General features: G+C 74.1%; 14 protein-coding genes and 1 pseudogene. 3 read left to right on the forward strand and 12 right to left on the reverse strand.

Annotated features, from left to right (window positions below):
- A partial coding sequence (gene cysC, locus ACYVKY_RS19925) for an adenylyl-sulfate kinase (protein WP_460436731.1) occupies positions 1-709 on the forward strand: 709 nt, incomplete at its 5' end.
- A gap of 18 nt (positions 710-727) precedes the next feature.
- Here cysC and ACYVKY_RS19930 read toward each other — a convergent pair.
- From ACYVKY_RS19930 to ACYVKY_RS19980, 11 genes are all read right to left on the reverse strand, one after another.
- Entirely contained in the window at positions 728-2617 is a 1890-nt protein-coding gene (locus ACYVKY_RS19930) for a PKD domain-containing protein (protein WP_460436732.1), read from the reverse strand.
- Between the two features lie 82 nt (positions 2618-2699).
- Positions 2700-3956, reverse strand: a complete 1257-nt coding sequence (cysN, locus tag ACYVKY_RS19935; RefSeq protein ID WP_460436733.1) for a sulfate adenylyltransferase subunit 1 — start codon at positions 3954-3956, stop codon at positions 2700-2702.
- Complete coding sequence (gene cysD, locus ACYVKY_RS19940; protein ID WP_460436734.1) at positions 3956-4882, reverse strand: sulfate adenylyltransferase subunit CysD; 927 nt, start codon at positions 4880-4882, stop codon at positions 3956-3958. Before cysD ends, cysN begins: the two co-directional genes overlap by 1 nt.
- Positions 4879-5634 (reverse strand): FIG domain-containing protein, encoded by a 756-nt coding sequence (locus ACYVKY_RS19945; protein WP_460436735.1) that lies wholly within the window; start codon positions 5632-5634, stop codon positions 4879-4881. The genes cysD and ACYVKY_RS19945 overlap by 4 nt, the downstream gene beginning before the upstream one ends.
- A gap of 96 nt (positions 5635-5730) precedes the next feature.
- Entirely contained in the window at positions 5731-6135 is a 405-nt protein-coding gene (locus ACYVKY_RS19950; protein ID WP_460436736.1) for an adenylyltransferase/cytidyltransferase family protein, read from the reverse strand.
- Positions 6132-6827, reverse strand: coding sequence for a CDP-alcohol phosphatidyltransferase family protein (locus tag ACYVKY_RS19955; protein WP_460436737.1), 696 nt, complete (start codon positions 6825-6827; stop codon positions 6132-6134). Before ACYVKY_RS19955 ends, ACYVKY_RS19950 begins: the two co-directional genes overlap by 4 nt.
- A 1-nt stretch (position 6828) precedes the next feature.
- Positions 6829-7245, reverse strand: a complete 417-nt coding sequence (locus ACYVKY_RS19960) for an adenylyltransferase/cytidyltransferase family protein (protein ID WP_460436738.1) — start codon at positions 7243-7245, stop codon at positions 6829-6831.
- A gap of 40 nt (positions 7246-7285) precedes the next feature.
- The gene (locus ACYVKY_RS19965; RefSeq protein ID WP_460436739.1) at positions 7286-10468 is read right to left on the reverse strand and encodes a CBM96 family carbohydrate-binding protein; all 3183 of its coding nucleotides are present in this window, start codon (positions 10466-10468) and stop codon (positions 7286-7288) included.
- A gap of 149 nt (positions 10469-10617) precedes the next feature.
- On the reverse strand, positions 10618-11880 hold the full coding sequence (locus tag ACYVKY_RS19970; RefSeq protein ID WP_460436740.1) for an MATE family efflux transporter: 1263 nt from the start codon (positions 11878-11880) through the stop codon (positions 10618-10620).
- Positions 11877-13034 carry a glycosyltransferase family protein gene (locus tag ACYVKY_RS19975; protein WP_460436741.1) on the reverse strand — a complete coding sequence of 386 codons (1158 nt, stop codon included), beginning with the start codon at positions 13032-13034 and terminating at the stop codon, positions 11877-11879. Before ACYVKY_RS19975 ends, ACYVKY_RS19970 begins: the two co-directional genes overlap by 4 nt.
- A gap of 43 nt (positions 13035-13077) precedes the next feature.
- The gene (locus tag ACYVKY_RS19980) at positions 13078-17838 is read right to left on the reverse strand and encodes a LamG-like jellyroll fold domain-containing protein (protein ID WP_460436742.1); all 4761 of its coding nucleotides are present in this window, start codon (positions 17836-17838) and stop codon (positions 13078-13080) included.
- Between the two features lie 308 nt (positions 17839-18146).
- On the opposite strand from ACYVKY_RS19980, the gene ACYVKY_RS19985 reads away from it, so the two are divergent.
- Together ACYVKY_RS19985 and ACYVKY_RS19990 are read left to right on the forward strand one after the other, a co-directional pair.
- Positions 18147-18683, forward strand: coding sequence for an LbetaH domain-containing protein (locus tag ACYVKY_RS19985; protein WP_460436743.1), 537 nt, complete (start codon positions 18147-18149; stop codon positions 18681-18683).
- A gap of 40 nt (positions 18684-18723) precedes the next feature.
- Complete coding sequence (locus ACYVKY_RS19990) at positions 18724-20334, forward strand: hypothetical protein (RefSeq protein WP_460436744.1); 1611 nt, start codon at positions 18724-18726, stop codon at positions 20332-20334.
- Here ACYVKY_RS19990 and ACYVKY_RS19995 read toward each other — a convergent pair.
- Positions 20323-20533 (reverse strand): annotated as a pseudogene (locus ACYVKY_RS19995) (hypothetical protein); the annotation flags it as partial. The gene ACYVKY_RS19990 and the pseudogene ACYVKY_RS19995 overlap by 12 nt on opposite strands.

Here is a 20533-nt window from a genome sequence, read left to right on the forward strand (position 1 = left end):
CGGCGTGCAGCACCCACAGCCACAGCAGCACCGCCACCACGCCGCCGACGCCGACGAGCCCGCCTGGCGCGAGCTGGTCGGCGCCTACCGCCGCGCCGGCACGAGCGACCTGCCCGCCGCGCCGGGCGTGCACGACCAGCTCGCCCGCCGCTTCCCGCCGCCCTCGCGCCGCGGCCTCGTCGTCCTGCTCACCGGACTGTCCGGGTCGGGCAAGTCGACCGTCGCCCGGCACCTCGTCGACCGGGTCGAGGCGCTCGGGCGCCGGACGTCGCTGCTCGACGGCGACCACGTGCGGACGGTGCTGTCGGCGGGCCTGGGCTTCTCGCGCGAGGACCGCGAGCGCAACGTGCTGCGGATCGGCTACGTCGCCGCCCAGGTCGCCCGCCACGGCGGCGTCGCGGTGTGCGCCCCGATCGCGCCGTACGCGTCGACCCGCGCCGAGGTGCGCCGGACGGTCGAGGCCGAGGGCGGCGACCTGGTGCTGGTGCACGTCAGCACCCCGCTGGCCGAGTGCGAGCGCCGCGACGTCAAGGGGCTGTACGCGCGCGCGCGGGCCGGCGAGGTGCCGCTGTTCACCGGCGTCAGCGACCCCTACGAGGAGCCCGACGACGCCGACCTGGCCGTCGACACCTCCGACCTGACCGAGGCGCAGGCCACCGACCGCGTGCTCGACCTGCTGCGCGACCGGGGCTACCTGCCGCCCTCCTAGCCCGCTGCGTGCGGGCGGCTACGGCGTCGCGACGACGTCGTCGACGGACACCGTCACCGGCCCGTTGGTGGCGCTGCCGCTGACGTAGGTCGACAGCGTGATGCTGCCGGCCACCTGCAGGCCGGCGGTCGAGTCGCTCGCCGTGGTGGTCCACGCCGCGGGCTCCGGCGTCCCCTCGCGCCAGACCTTGAGGCGCAGGGTCGTCGGCGAGGTGCCCGTGACCTGGGTGCGCACCCGCACCCGGTCGCCCGGCGCGAACGCGCCGGGCACGGTGACGGTGGGCGAGACCAGCGTCTCGGTGCCGGAGGCGTTGGCTCGGACCAGGCTCACCTTCAGCCCGGTCGTCTGCCACCAGATCTTGGAGCGGTAGTCGCCGGCACCGGTCACCCGTCGGGCCCGCACCCAGAGCATCGAGCCGCTCCCCGTGGGCGCCTTGTCGACCGTGGTCGTGAGCAGCAGGTCCGTCGAGGTGGTGTCACCCGGTCGCAGCGCCGCGCTCGAGCCGGCGCCCGCACCGGCGGTGAGGCGACCGACGCCGCCCGCGACCGACGCCGTGCCCGTCGTCACCCAGGGCCCGCCGACGTCTGCCGACCCCCACCCGGTCGCGACGGTGCGCTGGAAGGCGTCGGACGCGAACGCGGCCGCACCGGAGGTGACCACGACCTCGCGCGTCGCGGTGTGCTGGGCCCCGTCGTCGTCGGTGACCGTGAGGCCCACCTGGTAGGTACCCGGTGCCGCGTAGGTGCGCGTCGGCGACGGGCCGGTGCCGGTGCCGCCGTCGCCGAACGTCCAGTCGTACGAGGCGATCGTGCCGTCGGGGTCGGTCGAGCCCGCGCTGCTGAAGGTGCACTGCAGGCCCGCGCACGACGGGGCCGCGACGACGGCCTGCGGCGGCTGGTTGCCGGTCGGCGCCGTGATCGTGAACGCGTCGGAGTACGTGCCGGTGGCGGCGACGAAGCGCGCGGTCAGGCTCGTCGGCTGCAGGTCGAGGTCGAGCACGCCGTACGACGGGGACGCGCCGACGCCCGACCAGGCCGCGAAGTACCCCGCCTCGGTGTCGTCGAGGTGCACCGAGCGCAGCGGCACGCCGCCGGTGCCCACGGTGGCGAACACCGCGCCCGCACCCTTGACCAGCGCGGCGTCGTCGTCGACCACGCAGTCGGCGTCGTAGCCACCGACCTGGACGGTGGCGCAGCCCGCGCGGTGCGCCAGCTGCTTGCTGCGCTGGTACAGGTGCTCGTGCCCGCTGAGGACGAGGTCGACCCGCTTGCTCACCAGCAGGTTCATCAGGTCGGCACCCATCGGGCAGGAGTACTCGCCCATGCTCTGGCACGGCATGTGCGCGCCGACCACGACCCACGGGATGCCGGCCGACCGGGCGCCGTCGATCGCCGCCGCGGTCCAGGCGTACTCGGCGCTGCCGGCCGCGTAGCCCTGGAGGCCGGCGGGGTAGGTGAGGCCCGGGGAGATCATCAGCACCCGCGCGACCGGCGCCCCCTGCGGCACGTCGACGTAGTACTGGCGGCCGTACGTGCCGACCACGCCCGGCAGCTGGTTGGGCAGGCAGGCCGAGAAGTCGTTGATGTTGCCGTTCTGGCCGTTGCTCTCGTGGTTGCCCGCGAGCAGCTCGAACGGGAACCCGGCGCCGACGCGCTGGGTGACGAAGTCGCACCACTGCTGCTCGGCGCCGGTGGCGCCGTACGACAGGTCACCCAGCGCGAGGTGGGCGTCGGGGGCGATGTCGGCGACCTTCGTCAGCGTCGCGGCCGTGTTCGTCGTCGAGCTGAGGTCACCCGCCGCGGTGAGGTGGAACGACCCCGCCTCGGCCTGCACGGCCGGGGCACCGGCCGTGGCCAGCAGCAGGGCGGGGACGACGACGGCGCCCAGCAGGGCATGACGGACTCGCACGGTGCACCTCCGGCGCGCAGGGTGCTGCCGAGGGTCCCACCCGACGACGTCCGCGCGGCACCGGCCGAACGGACGACCCCGGTCAGCCCGCGGGCTCGGTGATCATGCCCGCGGCGACCGTGCGCTTGGTGCCCTCGTCGATCAGGACGAAGCCGCCGGTGGCGCGGTTGCGGGAGTAGTCGTCGCACAGCAGCGGCTGCGTCGTGCGCAGCTTGACGCGCCCGATCTCGTTGAGCCCCAACGAGGTCGCGCCCTCGTCCCGGTGCAGCGTGTTCACGTCGAGCCGGTAGTTCAGGCCCTTGACGATCGTGCGCGCGGTGCGGGTGGTGTGCTTGATGGCGTACTTGCGACCGACCTGCAGCTGCGAGGTCTCGTCCATCCAGCAGATCATCGCGTCGACGTCCTGCGTGACCTGCGGCTTGTTGTTCGGCCGGCAGATCATGTCGCCGCGGGAGATGTCGATCTCGTCCTCGAGCCGCACCGTCACCGACATCGGCGGGTACGCCTCGTCGACCTCGCCGTCGGCGGTCTCGACGGCGGCGATCCGCGAGGTGAAGCCGGACGGCAGCACCATCACCTCGTCACCCTTCTTCAGCACGCCCCCGGCGACCTGGCCCGCGTAGCCGCGGTAGTCGTGCCACGCGTCCGACTGCGGCCGGATCACGTACTGCACCGGGAAGCGGACGTCGATGAGGTTGCGGTCGCTGGCGACGTGGACGTTCTCCAGGTGGTGCAGCAGGCTCGGGCCCTCGTACCAGGGCGTGTTCGCCGACCGCGTCACCACGTTGTCGCCCTGCAGGGCCGATACCGGGATGATCGTCAGGTCGGGCATGCGCAGCCGGGCCGCGAACTGCGTGAACTCCGAGCGGATCTGCTCGAAGACGTCCTGCGACCAGTCGACGAGGTCCATCTTGTTCACGCACAGCACCACGTGCGGCACCTGCAGCAGCGTCGCCAGGAAGGCGTGCCGGCGGCTCTGCTCGACGATGCCCTTGCGGGCGTCGACGAGCACGAGCGCGAGGTCGGCGGTCGACGCCCCGGTCACCATGTTCCGGGTGTACTGGATGTGCCCCGGGGTGTCGGCGATGATGAAGTTCCTTCTCGCCGTGGAGAAGTAGCGGTAGGCGACGTCGATCGTGATGCCCTGCTCGCGTTCCGCCCGCAGACCGTCGGTGAGCAGGGCGAGGTTCACGTACTCGTCGCCGCGGTCGCGGCTGACCCGCTCGACCGACTCGAGCTGGTCCTGGAGCACGCTCTTGGTGTCGTAGAGGAGCCGCCCGATCAGCGTGCTCTTGCCGTCGTCGACCGAGCCCGCGGTGGCGAACCTGAGGATGTCCATCAGAAGTACCCCTCCTTCTTGCGGTCCTCCATGGCGGCCTCGCTGAACTTGTCGTCACCCCGGGTCTGGCCCCGCTCGGTGATGCGCGTGGTGGCCACCTCGGCGATCACGTCGGCGACCGAGGCGGCGTCGGACCGGACGGCGGCGGTGAGGTTCGCGTCGCCGACGGTGCGGTAGCGCACCCGCTCGGTGCGCACCTGCTCCCCGTCGCGCGGCCGGCACGTCTCGTGCACCCCGAACAGCATCCCGCCCCGCTCGAACACCTCTCGCTCGTGCGCGAAGTAGATGCTCGGCAGCGCGATCTGCTCGCGCTCGATGTAGCGCCAGATGTCGAGCTCGGTCCAGTTCGACAGCGGGAAGACGCGGATGCTCTCGCCGAGGTGGATCTGGCCGTTGTAGAGCGACCACAGCTCGGGCCGCTGGTTCTTGGGGTCCCACTGCCCGAAGTCGTCGCGGAAGGAGAACACGCGCTCCTTGGCGCGGGCCTTGTCCTCGTCGCGCCGGGCGCCGCCGAAGATCGCGGTGAACCCGTGCTTCTCGAGCGTGTCGAGCAGCACCGGCGTCTGGATCCGGTTGCGGGTGCCGTCCGGCGGCTCGACGACCGAGCCGTTGTCGATCGCCTCCTGGACGCTGGCGACGACCAGCTCGACGCCGAGCCGGCGGACCGTGGCGTCGCGGTGCTCGAGCACCTCCGCGAAGTTCTGGCCGGTGTCGACGTGCAGCACCGGGAACGGGATGCGCGCCGGGTGGAACGCCTTGCGCGCCAGCTCGAGCATGACGATCGAGTCCTTGCCGCCGGAGAACAGCAGCACCGGCCGCTCGAGCTCGGCGACGACCTCGCGGATGATGAAGATCGCCTCGGACTCGAGCACGTCGAGCTGGCTCAGCTGGTACTGCCGCCCGTCGCGGGCGGGGGTGGCGGTCATGGGGCTCCTCCGGTGACGGTGGCCACGGCGTCGAGCAGGGTGCGGGCGTGGTCGGGACGGCACACGAGCAGGTCGGGCAGCGACGGGTCGGGCCGGTTGTAGACCAGCGGCGAGCCGTCGACGCGGCTCGTGTGCAGCCCGGCCGCGGCCGCCACGGCGACCGGGGCCGCCGAGTCCCACTCGTACTGGCCGCCGGCGTGCAGGTAGGCGTCGGCCTCGTCGCGCAGCACCGCGGTGGCCTTCACCCCCGCCGACCCCATCGGCACCAGCTCGGCGCCGAGCAGCGCGGACACCTCCTGCACGAACGCCGGCGGCCGGGTGCGGCTGACCGCCAGCCGCAGCGGGCCCGCCGCGGCGGCGGGCACGGTCGCCGGCCGGTCGGTGCGGTAGACCACGCCGGCGGCGGGCAGCGCCACGGCGCCGGCGGCGAGGGCGCCGCGCTGCCAGAGCGCGACGTGCACGGCCCAGTCGGTGCGGGGCGGTTCGGAGAACTCGCGGGTGCCGTCGAGCGGGTCGACGATCCAGACCCGGTCGGCCTCGAGCCGGGCCGGGTCGTCGACGGCCTCCTCGCTCAGCACCGCGTCGTGGGGGCGGTGCTCGGCCAGCAGCCGGGCGAGCTCGTCCTGGGCGGCGGCGTCACCCGCGTCGCGCAGGGCGGCGGCGGGGACGCCGTCGGCGCCCTCGCGGACCTCGAGCAGCCGGCGTCCCGCGGCCTCGGCGAGCGCGGCCGCGAGCGCGTGGTCGTCGTGCACCGGCTCAGGCTACGGGGCGCGTCGCGGGCGCCGGCAGGGCGTCCACCTCACGGGACGGTCGTCCCGGTGCGTGGACGGCGGGCACGGGCCCGCTCGTCAGCCGAGCAGCTCGCGCAGCCGCTCGCTCGAGGTGTGCCGGGTGTAGGGGAAGTACACGATCTCGACCGGCAGGTCGGCCAGCTCGGCCTCCAGCGCCACGCCGCGGTCGTCGCCCTTCCAGTCGCCGCCCTTGTAGACGACGTCGAAGCGCAGCCGGTGCCACATCTGCCGGGTGTCGGCGGTGTCCTTGCCCACGACCGCGTCGACGAAGCGCACCGCGCGCACCAGCTGCAGGCGCTCGGCGTACGGGACGGTGGGCGGCGCCCCGAGCACCTCCTCGGTGACCTCGTCGGTGGTCACGGCGGTGAACAGGAAGTCGCAGTCGAGCCGGGCGCGGCGCAGCACGTTGAGGTGCCCGACGTGGAACAGGTCGAAGACGCCGGAGGTGTAGCCGATCCTCATGCGAGCTCCCTCGTCGCCTGGCGCAGGTGCAGGACGAGGTACCCCGTCGCCCCGAGCAGGAGCAGGCCGTAGGCCCACCAGAACACCCCGGTGCCGAACAGCGCGACCACCAGGCAGGTGACACCGAAGTCGACGGGCAGCTTGAGCCAGGCGCCGTAGCGCCCGCCCCGACCGGCGCCCGCGCGCGGCCGGCCCGCCGACCGGCGCAGCAGGTCGACCAGCAGGGTGCTGCTGAAGGTGACGACGCCGACCAGCACGAACAGCAGCGGCAGCAGCAGGAGCCGGTCGTCGGCGCCGGTGAACCGGTACGCGGCGACCAGCACGCCGCCGTGCACCAGCACGGTCTTGCCGGCGTCGACGACGTGGTCGAACCACTCGCCGACCGGGCCACCGCCGCCGCGGAGCCGGGCCAGCTGGCCGTCGGCGGAGTCGAGCGCGTACGCCAGCGCGAGCACCAGCGCGGCCCCGACGGAGCGGACCGCGGACGGCGGCCCCGCTGCGAGCAGGACCGCCCCGGCGACGGTCAGGACGGCGCTGGCGGCGGTGACGTGGTTCGGGGTCAGCCCCACCTGGTGGGCGAGCGCCGCGAGCAGGCGTCCGAGCGGGCGGTTGACGTGCAGGGTGTACGCCGGCACCCCCTGCGCGGTCTTCTGCGCACCGGCCAGCTCGCGCACGCTCTGCCGGACGCCCACCTCACTCACCGAACGCCTTCGCACGCAGCTGCGTGCTCGACACGTGCTCGGTGTAGGGGAAGTACACGATGCGCACCCCGACCTCGGCGAACTCGCGCTCCAGCGCGTCCCACTGCGGTGTGCCCTTCCAGTCGTCGCCGACGAACATCACGTCGAAGCGGACGTTGCGCCAGGCCTCCATCTTGTCCATGTGCGACTGCGGGACGACGTCGTCGACGTAGCGCACGTTCTGGACGATCTCGACCCGCTCGAGGAACGGCACGATCGGGCGCTTGCCCTTGCGCGACTCCGACAGCTCGTCGGTCGTGACACCGACGACCAGGTAGTCGCAGCCCTCGCGCGCCTGGCGCAGGATGTTCAGGTGCCCGACGTGGAACATGTCGTAGACACCCGTGGTGTAGCCGATCGTGCCGGCCATGCGTCCCCCCTCGTCGCGTCGGCGACCCCCCGTCGTCCGGTCAGGGGCCGCTGAACGTCAGCACCAGCTGCGGACGCGAGCCGGCCGCCGACTCCCGCGTGGTGAGCAGGAGCGAGTCGGGCCCGAGCGGCACCACCGCGACGGTGCTGGTGGAGCCGAGCGCGGGCAGCAGCGCCGTCACGTCCAGTGGCACAGCATAGGTCTGGTTGACCCCCGTCCCGGCCCGGATCTGACCCAGGACCGCCCCATCGGCCGAGGGCCGGTTGTTCCAGTTGACGGTCGTCTCCACCCATCCGTCCGAACCGAACCGCACCTGGTGCGGGTCGACCGAGCTGGCCGAGGCCGACGAGGTCGTGCGCACCCGCAGCTCGGCGCCCGTCAGCACCGCACCCGGCGGGGCGGACGGCAGCACGAACCGGTACATCGCGTACTGCTGCGGGTCGGAGTCGGCGATCACGTTCGTGGCGGTGCCGAAGTTCGTCGTCTTCAGCCCGGAGTTCACGTACGTGTCGGCCGTCGGCGTCAGGGTGACCGTCGAGGAGACCGGCGGCACCGGCACCTCGATCGACGTGCCACCGGACGGCGCGCTCTCGTTGCCCGCCGCGTCGACGGCGACGACCCGGTAGGTCCAGGTGCCACCGGGGTTCACCGGGTCGACGGCGGCGGTGGTGGGCGAGCTCGCGGCGAGCTGCCAGGACGCCGGGTTCCCCGGGTCGTTCGAGCGGTACAGGTCGTAGCGGACGACGCCCGTGTCGTCGGTCGAGCCCGCCCAGGTGGCGGTGACGGTCTGGGCGGTCCGCGACAGGTCGGGCGCACCCGGCGTGGACGGCGGCGTGACGTCGATCGCGGCGCCCGGCCGGCCGGCGACGTAGTGCGTCGCCACCTCGGCTGCGGAGAGCGCCCGCGGGTACACCGCGAACTCGTCGACCCCGCCCTTGAGCGCCGAGCTCGCGGGACGGTCGGCCCAGCCCGAGAGGGTGTCGAAGCCGACCTTCCAGTACCCCGGGTACACGGCGTTCGCGGCGCTGGTGCCGCTCGCCCGCAGCACCCCGTCGACGTACAGGCGCATGCCGCCCGGGCCGGACGTGGCGACCGCGTGGTGCCACTGCGTGTCGTTGAACCCGGTGCCGGACCGGATCGTGACCTTCGTCGACCCGTTCAGGGTGCCGAAGACCACCCGGCCGGTGTCGCTCAGGTAGAGCAGCCGGTCGGTCTTCGTGCTCTGCGAGTCGTCGTAGACGGGGGGCGCCGCCGGGGCGGTGCCGGAGGGCTGCACGCGCTCGTACGCCTCGGTGCGCCGGTCGCCGAACCCGGCGAGCCGTCCGCCGGTGCTCCCGGTGGTGCGGAACCACAGCTCGGTGCTGTAGGTGGCCGGCCCGTCCTGGACCGGGCGGAAGTCGTTCGTGTAGCCCTCGGCCACGCGACCGGTGGTGCCGGAGAACGTGATCGAGCGGCCGGACCCGTCGGCGAGCGCGCTCGGGCCGCCGAGGGCGTACCCGGCCGGGCTCAGCGTCGTGTACCCGCGCTCGGCCGTCCCCTGGCGGGCGTTCGGCGAGGCGTCCAGGGTGCGGGCGCGGTAGTACAGCTCGCCGGTGCGGGTGCGGGCGTCCTGCTCGACCGTCTCGTCCAGCCGCCAGTACAGCGACGGGTCGCTGGCCAGCACGGCGCCGGCGTAGCCCTGGCCGGAGCCGCCCGAGGTGGTGACGGTGACCGCCGTGCCCTGGGAGCCGGCGTTGCCGCCGTCGGCCTCGACCACACGGATCCGGTAGGAGGCGCTCTGGCCCGGCGAGACGCCGGTGTCCTCGAACGACATCTGGCCGCGGCTCCACTCCCGCGAGCGGGTGGTCTGGGAGCTGATCAGCGTGCCGTTGCGGAACAGCTCGTAGGTGAGGGCGTCGTCGTCGCGGTCGAAGGCCTGGATCCAGCTGATCACGTTGGAGCCTGCCTTCGCGGTGCTCACCGACAGCGCCGGCGCGAAGGTCGAGCCGGTGTCGGCGCGGCCGAACCGGGTCAGCCCGCGCTGGCCCGCCTCGTTCACGGTGGTGAACTCGCCACCGACCCAGATGACGTCCCCGGCCACGGTCAGCGCGCGCGGGCCCTGCGGGGCCGTCCCGACGCCGTCGTTGGTGTCGGGGAAGAAGGTCGGGATGAGCTCCTTCGTCGTGGTGTCCTGCGCCGTCAGGTGGTTGCGGAAGCCGTCCTCGGCGTACCCGCCCGGCGTGAGCATGCACTCGTGGGTGTGGTGGCCCGCGTAGAGCACCCCGTCGTCGACGGCGAGCGCCTGGGTGGCGCCGAGGCAGTTGTCGCGCCAGATCATCTGGCCGGTGGCCAGGTCGCCCTTCGCGCGGCCGTCGAACACGCCGAAGCCGCTGCCCTCGTCCCCGAGGTAGAAGCTGTCGCCGTCGCGCTCGAGCGCCTTGGGCACCGAGCTCGCCGGGATCCAGCCCGGGAAGGTGTGCTCGACCGCCGAGGTCTCCGGGTCGACCGCGACCAGGCCCCGGACGGACGCCCCGTTCACGGTGAGGAAGTTGCCGCCCACGATCACCTTGCCGAAGTCCGGGGCGGCGACGATCGCGCGGACGGTGCCGTCGAGCGTCACGCCGCCCGACTTGAGTACGCCCGCGCGGGAGAACGCGGCGTACCGGGTGCGGGTCTGGCCGTCGGCGATGCCGAACTCGCCACCGACGTACAGCCCCGTGCTCGCCGCGGACAGCGCGCGCACCGGGCCGTTCAGGGCCGGGCGGCGGAACGTGCTCGTCGGGCTGAGGGCGCAGCTGCCGGGGACCAGGCCGACGAGGTTCGCGACGGAGGTGGCACCGACGCGGCTGAACCGACCACCCACGTAGAGCACGTCGCCGGACGGCGAGGCCTCCAGCGCGAAGACGCCGGGCGAGCCGTTCGGCAGCGTGATCGAGGGGTTGCACGGCAGCAGGGCGCCGGTCACGGCGTCGAAGGCCGCGAAGTTGTTGCGGGCCACCGACGAGGCGGCGCCCTCGGCGGCCCCGGGCGGCCGCACCTGGGTGAAGACCCCGCCGACGTACACGACGCCGTCGATCTGCTCCAGCGCCCACACCGCGCCGTTGGTCTGCCACGTCGGCAGCGGGTCGGCGCTGAAGGTGGCGGGCAGGTCGGCCGCGGAGGCGCTCGGCACCTGCACGAGGAACGGCAGCAGGACGCTGAGCGCCGCCAGCCAGGCGGCACGGGTGCGACGTCGTGTGGGCATGGCTGGCTCCTGCTCCCGGGGACTGCGTGCGGTCCCGAGCGTACGAACCGAAAGCCCTTGTCCGACACCGAACGTGACCGTTCCGCACGTTCGGACGATGCCGCCGCCCGGTATGGGTGGGATCGCGGCGCGGGACGACCGAGGCGCTCTCACCCGTTCGGGTGAGGGGCCTCCGCCTCGACGGCCGGGAGGGGGGCACGCCGTGCGCTCGCCCGCAGGTGCCGCCACCCGAGGACCGCCGACACCGCCGCAGCCGCGGCGAGGGCGGCCGCCACCCAGCGCACGTCCGGCGCCAGCAGCGCGGCGGCGCAGCCGCCGAGCACCGTCAGCAGCGCCACCACGGTCTTCTGCCGCACGAGCATGCCCGCCTCGTGGCGCACCTTGAGCCCGAGCACCGCCGCCACCGCCGTCATCACGCCGACGTACTCGACCACCGTGAAGGCCAGCACGGTCGACGCGCCCGCCCACGAGTCGCCGAGGAGCACCCGTCCCCAGTCGTCGGGCAGCAGCAGCAGGACGGTCCCCCAGACGGCGACGACGGCGACCAGGGCGCCGGCCACGGCGGCGCAGCTGCGCAGGTCGCCGGACCGGCCGCGGCGCACCAGTGCAGGCGTGAGGGCGATGTTCACGAAGCCGTGCAGCACGTTGAGCGGGCCCATCAGGGTGCTCGCGCCCCGCAGGGCGCCGGCCGCCGCCGGCCCGAGGCCGACCGTCACCGTGCTCGTCACCACCAACCCGGCGCCGAGGGTGACCAGCGTCCCGTAGGAGAGCGACTCGCTCGTGGGGTGCCGGGTGCGCAGGTAGCGCCCGGCGCCGCGCAGGTCGGGGACCACCCGCAGCGCGACCGCGGCGACGCCGAGCGCCGCGACGGCCGCCCCGAGCCACAGCCCGAGCACCGCGCCCGCGCCGGCCCGCCCGGCGAGCGGCAGCGCGGCGAGCAGCACCACGAGCCACACCGCGTCGGAGGCCAGGGCGACCGCCGGCCTGCCCTGCGACACCGCGCCGAAGCGCAGCGCGTCCTGCAGGCAGACCACCGGCGCCGCCAGCGACACCGCCACCAGCACCACCGGGTCGCTGCCGGAGGTGAGCAGCCAGGACGGGACGAGCACGACCAGCACGAGCGCCGGGGCCAGCACGAGCAGCGCGCCGGTGGCCCCGCGCACCTCCTCGGCCACCGCGCCCGGGTCGTCGACGAGGGACAGCCTCGTGCCGAACCACGACCGGCTGACCCCGAGGCCCGCCACGACGATGGCGTAGGCGAGGGCGAACCGGCCGAAGCCGTCGGCGTCGAGCGAGCGGGCGACCAGCAGCACCGCCAGCAGGTTCGAGGCGCTCGAGACCACCTGGTCGACGAGGGTCGCGCCGCGCCGCGTCCACCTGCGGTCGGCGGCGCCGGTGGCCGGTCGGCTCATCCGGCGGTCGCCGCCGGGGTGCGGTCGGTGTAGAGCTCCTCGAGGAGCGCGGCGACCGCCGCGATGCTCAACCGGTCGCGGACGACCGCCTCGCCGTTGGCGCCGCGCCGGCGCGCGTCCGCGGGGTCGTCGAGCAGCGCGCGCAGGGCCGCGACCAGCGCGTCGGCGTCGTCGTCGGGCACCACGAGCCCGGCGTCGCCGTCGGTGACGTAGGGCGCCAACCCGTTGCTGCGCGTGCAGACGACCGGGAGCCCCTGCGCCATCGCCTCGGCCAGCGCCATCGGGAACGGCTCGTCGACCGAAGGCAGGACGAAGACGTCGGCCGCGGCCATCCGCGCCGCGGTCGCGTCCATCGGGACGACACCGGCGTAGGTGACGAGCCCGTCCGCGTCGGGCCGGGCCGCCAGGGCCTGCTGGACGGCGGCCAGCTCGCCCTCGTCCGGGCCGACCAGCGTGAACCGGGCGCGGACGCCCTCGGCCCGCAGCCGCTGCGCGGCGTCGACGAACGCGAGCGGGCGCTTGCGGTGGTGCAGGCGCGACAGGAACAGCACCTCGGGCACCGCACCGTCGTCGGCCTGCTCCGGGCGGCCGGTCGGCGCGCCGACCCCGTTGGGGACCAGCGCGACGTTCGCGGCGTCCGGACCCGTGACCGGCCGCAGCCGCTCGACCTCGTGGCGGGTCAGGGCGAGGACGCGGCGGGCGGCGCGCAGCACCGGGCGCATCACGGCACCGTCGACGAGCGGGGCGACCGCCCGGCTCGAGGCGTCGACCATGCCGTGCGTCTGCACGACGTACGGGACGCGCAGCAGCCGCAGCAGCGCGGCCGCGGGCGCCGTGGTGAGGTCGCGACCGAGGTGCACGTGCACGACGTCGGCCCCGCGCGCGTGCCGGAGCAGCCACAGGTGCACCCCGGGCGCCCACCGGGCGGCGAACCCGCCGCCGCGGCCGAGCTGGAAGGAGCGCCGCAGCACCGACGGCAGCCCGCCGGTGCTGCGGGCGGCCGCCGCGGGGGCCAGGCCCCGGGCGGCGCCCGCCACCAGGACGACCTGGTGCCCGCGCGAGCGCAGCTCGGTGGCCTGGTTCACCGCCACCCGCAGCGGGCCGCCGTAGCTGCCCACCTCGTCGACGTAGGCGACGACGTGCACGATCCTCATCCCGGCTCCTGTTCCGCTGGGTCCCCCGGCCCGTCGGCCCAGGCTACGAGTACGTGAGCACCAGGACGGGGCGGTTCGCCACGGAACCAGCCGTCCGGCTGTGGTACTGCGCGTTGTCGCCGCCGGTCATCTGCAGCGCGAGCGAGGTCGAGCTGCCCGCGGCCAGCTGCGACACGTCGAGCGAGGCCGTGTAGGTCGTCGAGATCGCGGCGGCCGGCGGCAGGGTGCCGAGCGCCGTGGTCCCGAACGACGGCCTGGACGCCCAGGTCACGGTCGTCTCGTCCCAGGTGTCGCCCGCGGTGGTGACCGTGATCGGGTCGACCGAGGTCGCGAACTCCGCGGCCGAGGTGCGCAGCTGCAGCGTGGCGCCGGTCAGCGTCAGGCCGGGCGGCGCCGCGGGGAGCGCGAACCGCAGCAGACCCACCGTGTTCGGGCTCCCGTCGACCAGGAACGTCGACGAGGCGCCGAACGCGGTCGAGGCGGCGGCCGAGTTCAGGTAGGTGTCCGCGGACGCGCCCACCGTCACCGTGACCGGGTCGGGCTTGGTGTCGACGACCACCTGCGTGGCGGGCGAGGTCGCCGAGACGTTGCCTGCGGCGTCGCGCGCCACCACCCGGTAGTGCCAGGTGCCGAGGGCGACGTCCATCTCGGTCGTCGACGTGCCGGTGACGGTCGCCACCAGCGTCGAGGCGGACAGCGGGTCGGCGGCACCGGCGGTGCGGTGCACGTCGTACGCCGTCACCTCGGTGTCGTCGGTCGAGGCCGCCCAGCTGAGCGACACGTCGTCACCGCTGACGGTGGCCGCCGGCGCACCCGGCGTGGTCGGCGCCGTGGTGTCGGGCACCGGCTCGGACACCAGCGCCTGCTCCAGCGCCAGCGCCATCCGGCGGGCGATGTAGCGGTGGCCGGCGTCGTTCGGGTGCACGCCGTCGGCGCCGACGTACAGGTCGGCGTTGCCGTCACCGACCGGGTTGGCGGTGCTGCCCGTCCCGGTGATCCACGGCCGCTGCGTCGCGACCACGGCGCCGTCGACGCCGTAGACCGTGCCGGTGCGCGGCGAGACGAACGCCACCCCGGCCTCGCGGGCCGCGGCGCGCAGCGCCTCGTCGGTGCGCACGCTGGTGGGCGAGGGGTTGCCCGACTGCACCCACGGGCCGACCACGTACGTGGTCGTCGAGGGCGAGCCCGACGCGACCTGCGCCAGGACGGCCGCGGCCGCGTTCTTCACGGCCGTGTCGCTCTCGAGCTGGTCGTTGTACCCGGCCCACAGCACGAGCCGCTCCGGGGCGTAGGGCAGGACGTCCTGCGCCACCCGGTTGCCGATGGTCGTCGCCGACCCCGGCACCACGTAGCCGGTGCCGCCGATCGACTGGTTCCAGCCGTCGGCCCAGCCCAGGTAGGAGCCCGCCTGCGACGGCCAGGTGCCGTTGCCGCTGCCGGTGTTCTCGCCGGAGCCGCCGGTGATCGAGTCACCGACCACCATCCACCGGGTCGCCGGCGCCGGGCTCTTGGTGAGCGTCGCGCCGGACGGCAGGTAGACGCCGCCGAACGGGGTGTACGAGGTCTCGAGCGTGATCCGGCGCGTGGCGCTGGAGCCGAGGTCGACCTTGTAGACCAGGCGGCTGCCCAGCGTCGTGCCGCCGACGAGGCGCGGCGTCACCGTCGTGCGCTTGCCGTCGACCCGCACCTGGATCGTCTGCTGCGAGGCGTTCAGGTACTTCGTGTAGACCTCGAACACCGAGGCGTTGGTGGTGAAGTCGACCGAGTACACCGGCTGCGACCCCCGCTGGTTCGGGTACCGCGAGCTCGGCTGCACGAACAGCGTGTCCGGGAAGGTGGTGCCCTTGGTGAAGCCCGCCGCACCGAGGTAGGTGAAGCGCGCGTCGTCCGGACCGACCAGCGTGGCGCCGGCGATCGTCGACGTGCCCGACTGCGTCGTGGTGAACGTCGGCGTCGGCGCGAGCGCGTCGGCGCCGTCGAGGTCGAGCGAGCTCGGCTGGTAGCGGGTCAGCGCCTGGCCGGGCGCCGACGCCGGGCTCGAGTTGTTCGCGGCGTCGTGCGCCACCACCCGGTAGTACCAGGTGCCGGCGGGCACGCCGGTGTCGGTGAACGCGGTGCCGATGGTCGTGCCCGCCAGGGTGCCGCTGCCCAGCGGCTGGTCGGGCGACGAGAGCCGGTGCACGTCGTAGGCGGTGACGGCGGTGTCGTCGGTCGCGGCCGTCCAGGTCACGTCGACCTCCGAGCCGTAGCCCTTGGCGGTCACGGACGTGGGGGCCGTGGGGGCCTGCGTGTCGCTCGTCGAGACCGAGGTCTGCGCCGACGCGCCGCTGGTGTTGCCGACGCCGTCGACCGCGACCACCCGGTAGTACCAGGTGCCGGCCGGCAGGCCGCTCTCGCTGAAGCGGGGCCAGTCGGAGGTGCCGACCAGCGTGCTCGCGTCGGCGGTGAAGCCGGGCGTGGCCGAGCGGTGGATCTGGTAGCCCGCCACCAGGTAGTTGTCCGACGACGCCGTCCAGGTCAGGTTCGCGACGGCCGAGGACGTCGTGGCCGCCAGGTTGGTCGGCGTGGTCGGCGCCTGGGTGTCGTTCACGCCGGTCGGGCGGCCCTCGCGGTAGTGCTCGAAGACGCGCGACGAGGTGAGCTGCTTGTCGTAGACGGCGACCTCGTCGATGCCGCCGTTGAGGTAGCGGCTGGTGGGGCGCTCGGGCCAGTTGTCGAGGTTGTCGCCGCCGACGGTCCACCAGCCGAAGTAGTGCTGGCCGCCGGTGGTGGTGTTGGCGCCGACCTGACGGCCGTCGACGTACAGGCGCATGCCCTCGGGACCGGTGGTGCCGACCACGTGGTGCCACTGGCCGTCGCGGTAGGTGCCCGGGCTCTTGATGGTGCGGATGGCACCGTCGTAGTTGCCGTAGAAGATGTTGCCCGAGTTGTTCAGGTACAGGTGCCGGTCGTAGCTGCTGCTGGTGCCCGTGCGGCTGTTGCCGTAGCCGATCAGCTTGCCGCCACGGGTCGAGGTGGTGCGGAACCAGAGCTCGAGCGTGTAGGCGTAGGGCTCGTTCAGCTTCACGGTGTCGGTGGTGTTCACCCGGCTGTTCGAGCCGTTGAACGTGGCCGAGCGCCCGTTGCCGCTGGACAGCGCGCTCGACTGGCCGAGGCCGACGTTCGCGTAGGTGCCGGTGCGCCCGGAGCCGGAGGAGTCGTTCGCCACCGCGCCCGAGGTCTCGTCGAGGCGCCACTGCTGGATCGGGGCGTCGCTCGACACCGGGCCGAGGTACGGCTCCGAGGTGGTGGCGGCCGTGGCCGTCACCACGGTGCCCTTCGGGCTGATGTTGGTGCCGTCGGACGTGCGGATCGAGTAGCTCGCCGAGGTGCCTGCGGGCACCGTGTCGGTGAAGGACATCCGCGGACGGTTCCACTCGCGCGAGGAGACGGTCTGGACCGAGATCGGCTCGGTCGTGCCGGTGCGGAACAGCTCGTAGGTGACCTTGTCGTCGTCGAGGTCCCAGCCGGCCGTCCACGAGACGGTGATCTTGCCGGCCTGCAGGCTCTGCGCGCTCAGCAGCGGCGGGCTCACGAAGCCGGTGTCGGGACCCGCCGGGAAGCGCGTGATGCCCTGCTGCGGGCGCTCGTTGACGGTCGTGAACTCGCCGACCACCCAGAGCGCGCCGCCACCCATCACCATGGCGCGCGGGCCGAGGGCCTCGCCGAGACCGCCGTTGGTGTCGGGGAACCAGGGCAGGATCGTGGAGTCGGTGACCGACTGCGCGAGCATGTGGTGGCGCTTGCCGTCGGCGAAGCCGCCCGGGGTGTTGCTGCAGTCGTGGGCGTGGTGGCCGCTGTAGAGCACGCCGTCGTTCACCGTCAGCGCCTGCGTGGCGCCGAGGCAGGTGTCGCGCCACAGCATCACGCCGTCGGACAGCCGGGCGGCCAGGCGGCCGTCGAAGACGCCGCCGCCGGTGCCCTCGGCGCCCAGGTAGAAGTTCTGGGCGTCGCGGACGATGACCTTCGGCACCGAGTTGTTCGGGATGAAGCCGGGGTAGCTCTGCACCACCGCGCCGGTCGTGGGGTGCACGGCGACCAGGCCCTTGACGGCGACGCCGTTGACGGTACCGAAGTCGCCGCCGACGAGCACGCGGCCGAAGTCGGGGGCGGCCAGGATCGTGCGGACCGGCAGGTTGAACGCGGCGGTGCCGCTCATCAGGGTGCCCGCGCTGGTGACCGCGGCGAAGCGGGTGCGGGTCTGGCCGTCGACGGTGCCGAAGTCGCCGCCGAAGTAGACGGCGTCGGACGTCGCCGAGATCGCGCGGACCGTGGCCGACACGTTCGGGCGCCGGAACCCGGCCGCGAGCTGGCAGGTGGTCGTGTCGAGGGCGACGACGTTCGCGACGCCGGTGCCGTTCACGCTGCTGAAGGCACCCGCGGCGTACAGGCGGGTGCCGTCGGGCGAGCCGTCGAGCGCGCGGATCGTGGTGGTGCCGGTGCTGAGCGCGAAGGTCGGCGCGCACGGCAGCAGGTCGCCGGTGACGGCGTCGAAGGCCGCCAGGTTGGTGCGGGTGACCTCACCCGCGCCGCCGGCAGCGACGCCCGGGGGCCGCACCTTGGTGAACGTGCCGCCGACGTAGACCACGTCGCCGACGGTCTCGACCGCCCAGGCGATGCCGTTGGTCTGCCAGGTGGCCGCGGCGTCGGCCACCAGCGTGTCGGGCAGGGTGGCCGCCGAGGCCGCCCCGACCGGAACCAGCATGCCTGCCACGGCCACCGCCGCGGCGGTCGCGATCGCGCCCGCCCGGGTCCATCGACGCATCGTCCACTCATCTCGCTCGAAGCAGCCGGCGCGGTCCCCGCGCCCCGTCGCCCACGGTGACGACATGTCGAGGTTAGATGACCTGTCGGACCCGCGAGGGCGTTCCTGGAGACTGTGCGTGAGGATCGACCCGGGTGGCGTCACCCGTACGGACGAGGTTGCGCGCCGGACGCCCCACACGCCTCGGGTGCACGGCCCAGGTGTGGTCCTGACGGGGTGCCCCGCGCCGACCCCGCACCCGTCGCGACCCCGGCGCCGTACCCTCGCAGGCACCGGTCGCGCGCGCGGCCGGCGGAGGGGGTGTCGGCGTGCGGTCGCTCGCGGGGTTCACCGGCGCCGGCTACGACAAGGGTCGTCCGGTGCACGTGCAGGCGGCGTGGGTCGCCGTGCAGCACCTGGTGTTCGGGCGGTGGTGGTTCCCGCCGCGGCTGCGCCCGCGCGTGCTGCGGGCGTTCGGCGCCCGCGTCGGCGAGGGCGTGCTGATCCGCACCGGCGTCAAGGTGCACTGGCCGTGGAAGCTCGAGGTCGGTGACCACACCTGGATCGGCGAGGGCGCCTGGTTGCTCAACCTGGAGCGGCTGACGATCGGCTCGGACGTGTGCGTCTCCCAGGACGCGCTGCTGTGCACCGGCAGCCACGACCGCCGCAGCCCGACGTTCGAGTTCGACAACGCCCCCATCACCCTGCTCGACGGCTCGTGGGTGGCCGCGCGGGCCGTCGTGCTCCGCGGCGTCACCGTCGGGCGCGAGGCCGTCGTCGCGGCCGGTGTCACCTGCTACCGCGACGTGCCGGACGGCGCGGTGCTCACCGACCGCGGCCTGCACCCCGCCGACGAACGACCCTGATCGCCCGTCGCGGGTCGCCCCGGGTTCCTACACTCGGGGGGTGACCCGGCCGTCCGGCGCACCGGCACCCGGGCGCTCCGCAGCGCCCGACCGCTCGTCGGCGTCGGACCGCTCGTCGGCGTCGGACCGCTCGTCCGGGCCCGACCCCGCGTCCCCCGCGCACGGCTCCCGGGTCAGCCTGGCCTGGGGCCCGCCGCTGGTCGTCGTGCTCGCGCTGGGCGTCCCCGCCCTGATCGCGCTGCAGCCGACGCAGGAGCCGCGCGACACCGTGTTCTGGGTGCAGCTGCTCCTCACGGTCTACGTCGGCGCCTCGTTCGCCTGGGCCGTGGCGTCCCCCGTCCCGACGCTGCTGCGCACCGTGTTCTGGCTGTTCACCTACACGGCCATGGGCATCGCACCCCTCGCCCAGGTCGTGCTCGGGCTCACCCCGATCGCCCAGATCGGCGACCGCGACGACCTGCTGACCGCCGTCGTGCTCACCCTGGTCGGGTGCGTCGCCTTCGACGTCGGCACCCGGCTGGGCCGCGACCCCGACCCGGCCGCGGCGCCCCCGGCGTTCCGGGAGGTCACCAGCACCGCGACGCTGGCGCTGACCGTGCTGGCCGTGCTGGGCACCGCGGCGCTGGTCGCGACGGTCGGGCTCGACACCTTCTTCACCAGCCGCCAGGGCATCACCGCCGAGCTCGGGCAGGTCGGCGGCGAGGAGTCCGAGGCCGGTCGCGCCACCATCCGCGCCCTGGGCACCGTCCCGGTGCTCGTGCTGTTCCTGCTGCTGACCCGCCGCCTGGTGGTCGACCCCGCGTCGCGCCGGCGCCCCCACGTCGTGGCGGTCTGGCTCGGCGCGCTCGGGGCCCAGCTGGTGGTCAACAACCCGATCTCGAACCCGCGGTTCTGGTTCCTCACCGTGGTCATCTCGATCTTCCTGGTGGCGATCCCGGGACGGCTGCAGCTGTTCCGCGTCGCCATGCTCGGCGGCCTGCTCGCCTCGCTGGTGCTGTTCCCGCTCGCCGACGTGTTCCGCTACGAGGACGGCCCGCTCGACCGGTACCGCGGGCTGGGCGTCCTGGAGACGATCGCCACCAAGGACTACGACCAGATGACGATGTTCGCGAACACCGTCACCTACGTCGAGGACGGGCCGGGCCACACGCTGGGCGGCCAGGCGCTCGGGGCCGTGCTGTTCGCCGTCCCGCGCTCGATCTGGCCGGGCAAGCCGATCGACACCGGGGTCGAGATCGGCCAGTACATGAACAACAACCTGGTCAACCTGTCCGAGCCGGTGTGGGCCGAGCTGTGGCTCGACTTCGGCCTGGCCGGGATGGTGCTGGCGATGCTGCTGCTGGGCGTCGCCGTGCGGCGCGTCGACGCCGGCTACGACCGGCTGCTCCGCCGGTTCCCGCGGTCGACCTCGGCCACCATGCTGCTCGTGCCGGCGCTGGCCGGGTACGAGTTCATCCTCCTGCGCGGGTCGCTGCTGCAGGCGATGGGCCGGCTGTCGGTGCTGGTGGTGTGCGTGGTGCTGCTGTCGGTGCTGGCCCGCCGGGTCGTGCCCGCACCCGAGCCGCAGGGCGCGGCGCCCGCGCCGACCGACCGGGCGGACGGGACGGACGGGGCGGACGGGGCGGACGCGCCGACCCGGTCAGCGGGGTAGGCGCTCGGCCAGCAGCGCGACGACCGGCTCCAGGGCGCCGTCGAGCTGCTGCAGCGACCGCCGGTGCACGCGCGCGCTGCGCTCGTGCACGTCGAGCAGGTCGATGCCGGACGCGACCGCGGACCGCCGCCACGGCAGCCGGCGCCCGGCAGCCGCGCTGCCGGGCAGCTCGACCGAGCCGCGGGCCGCGTGCAGGTCG

This window comes from Angustibacter speluncae (genome assembly GCF_054777815.1).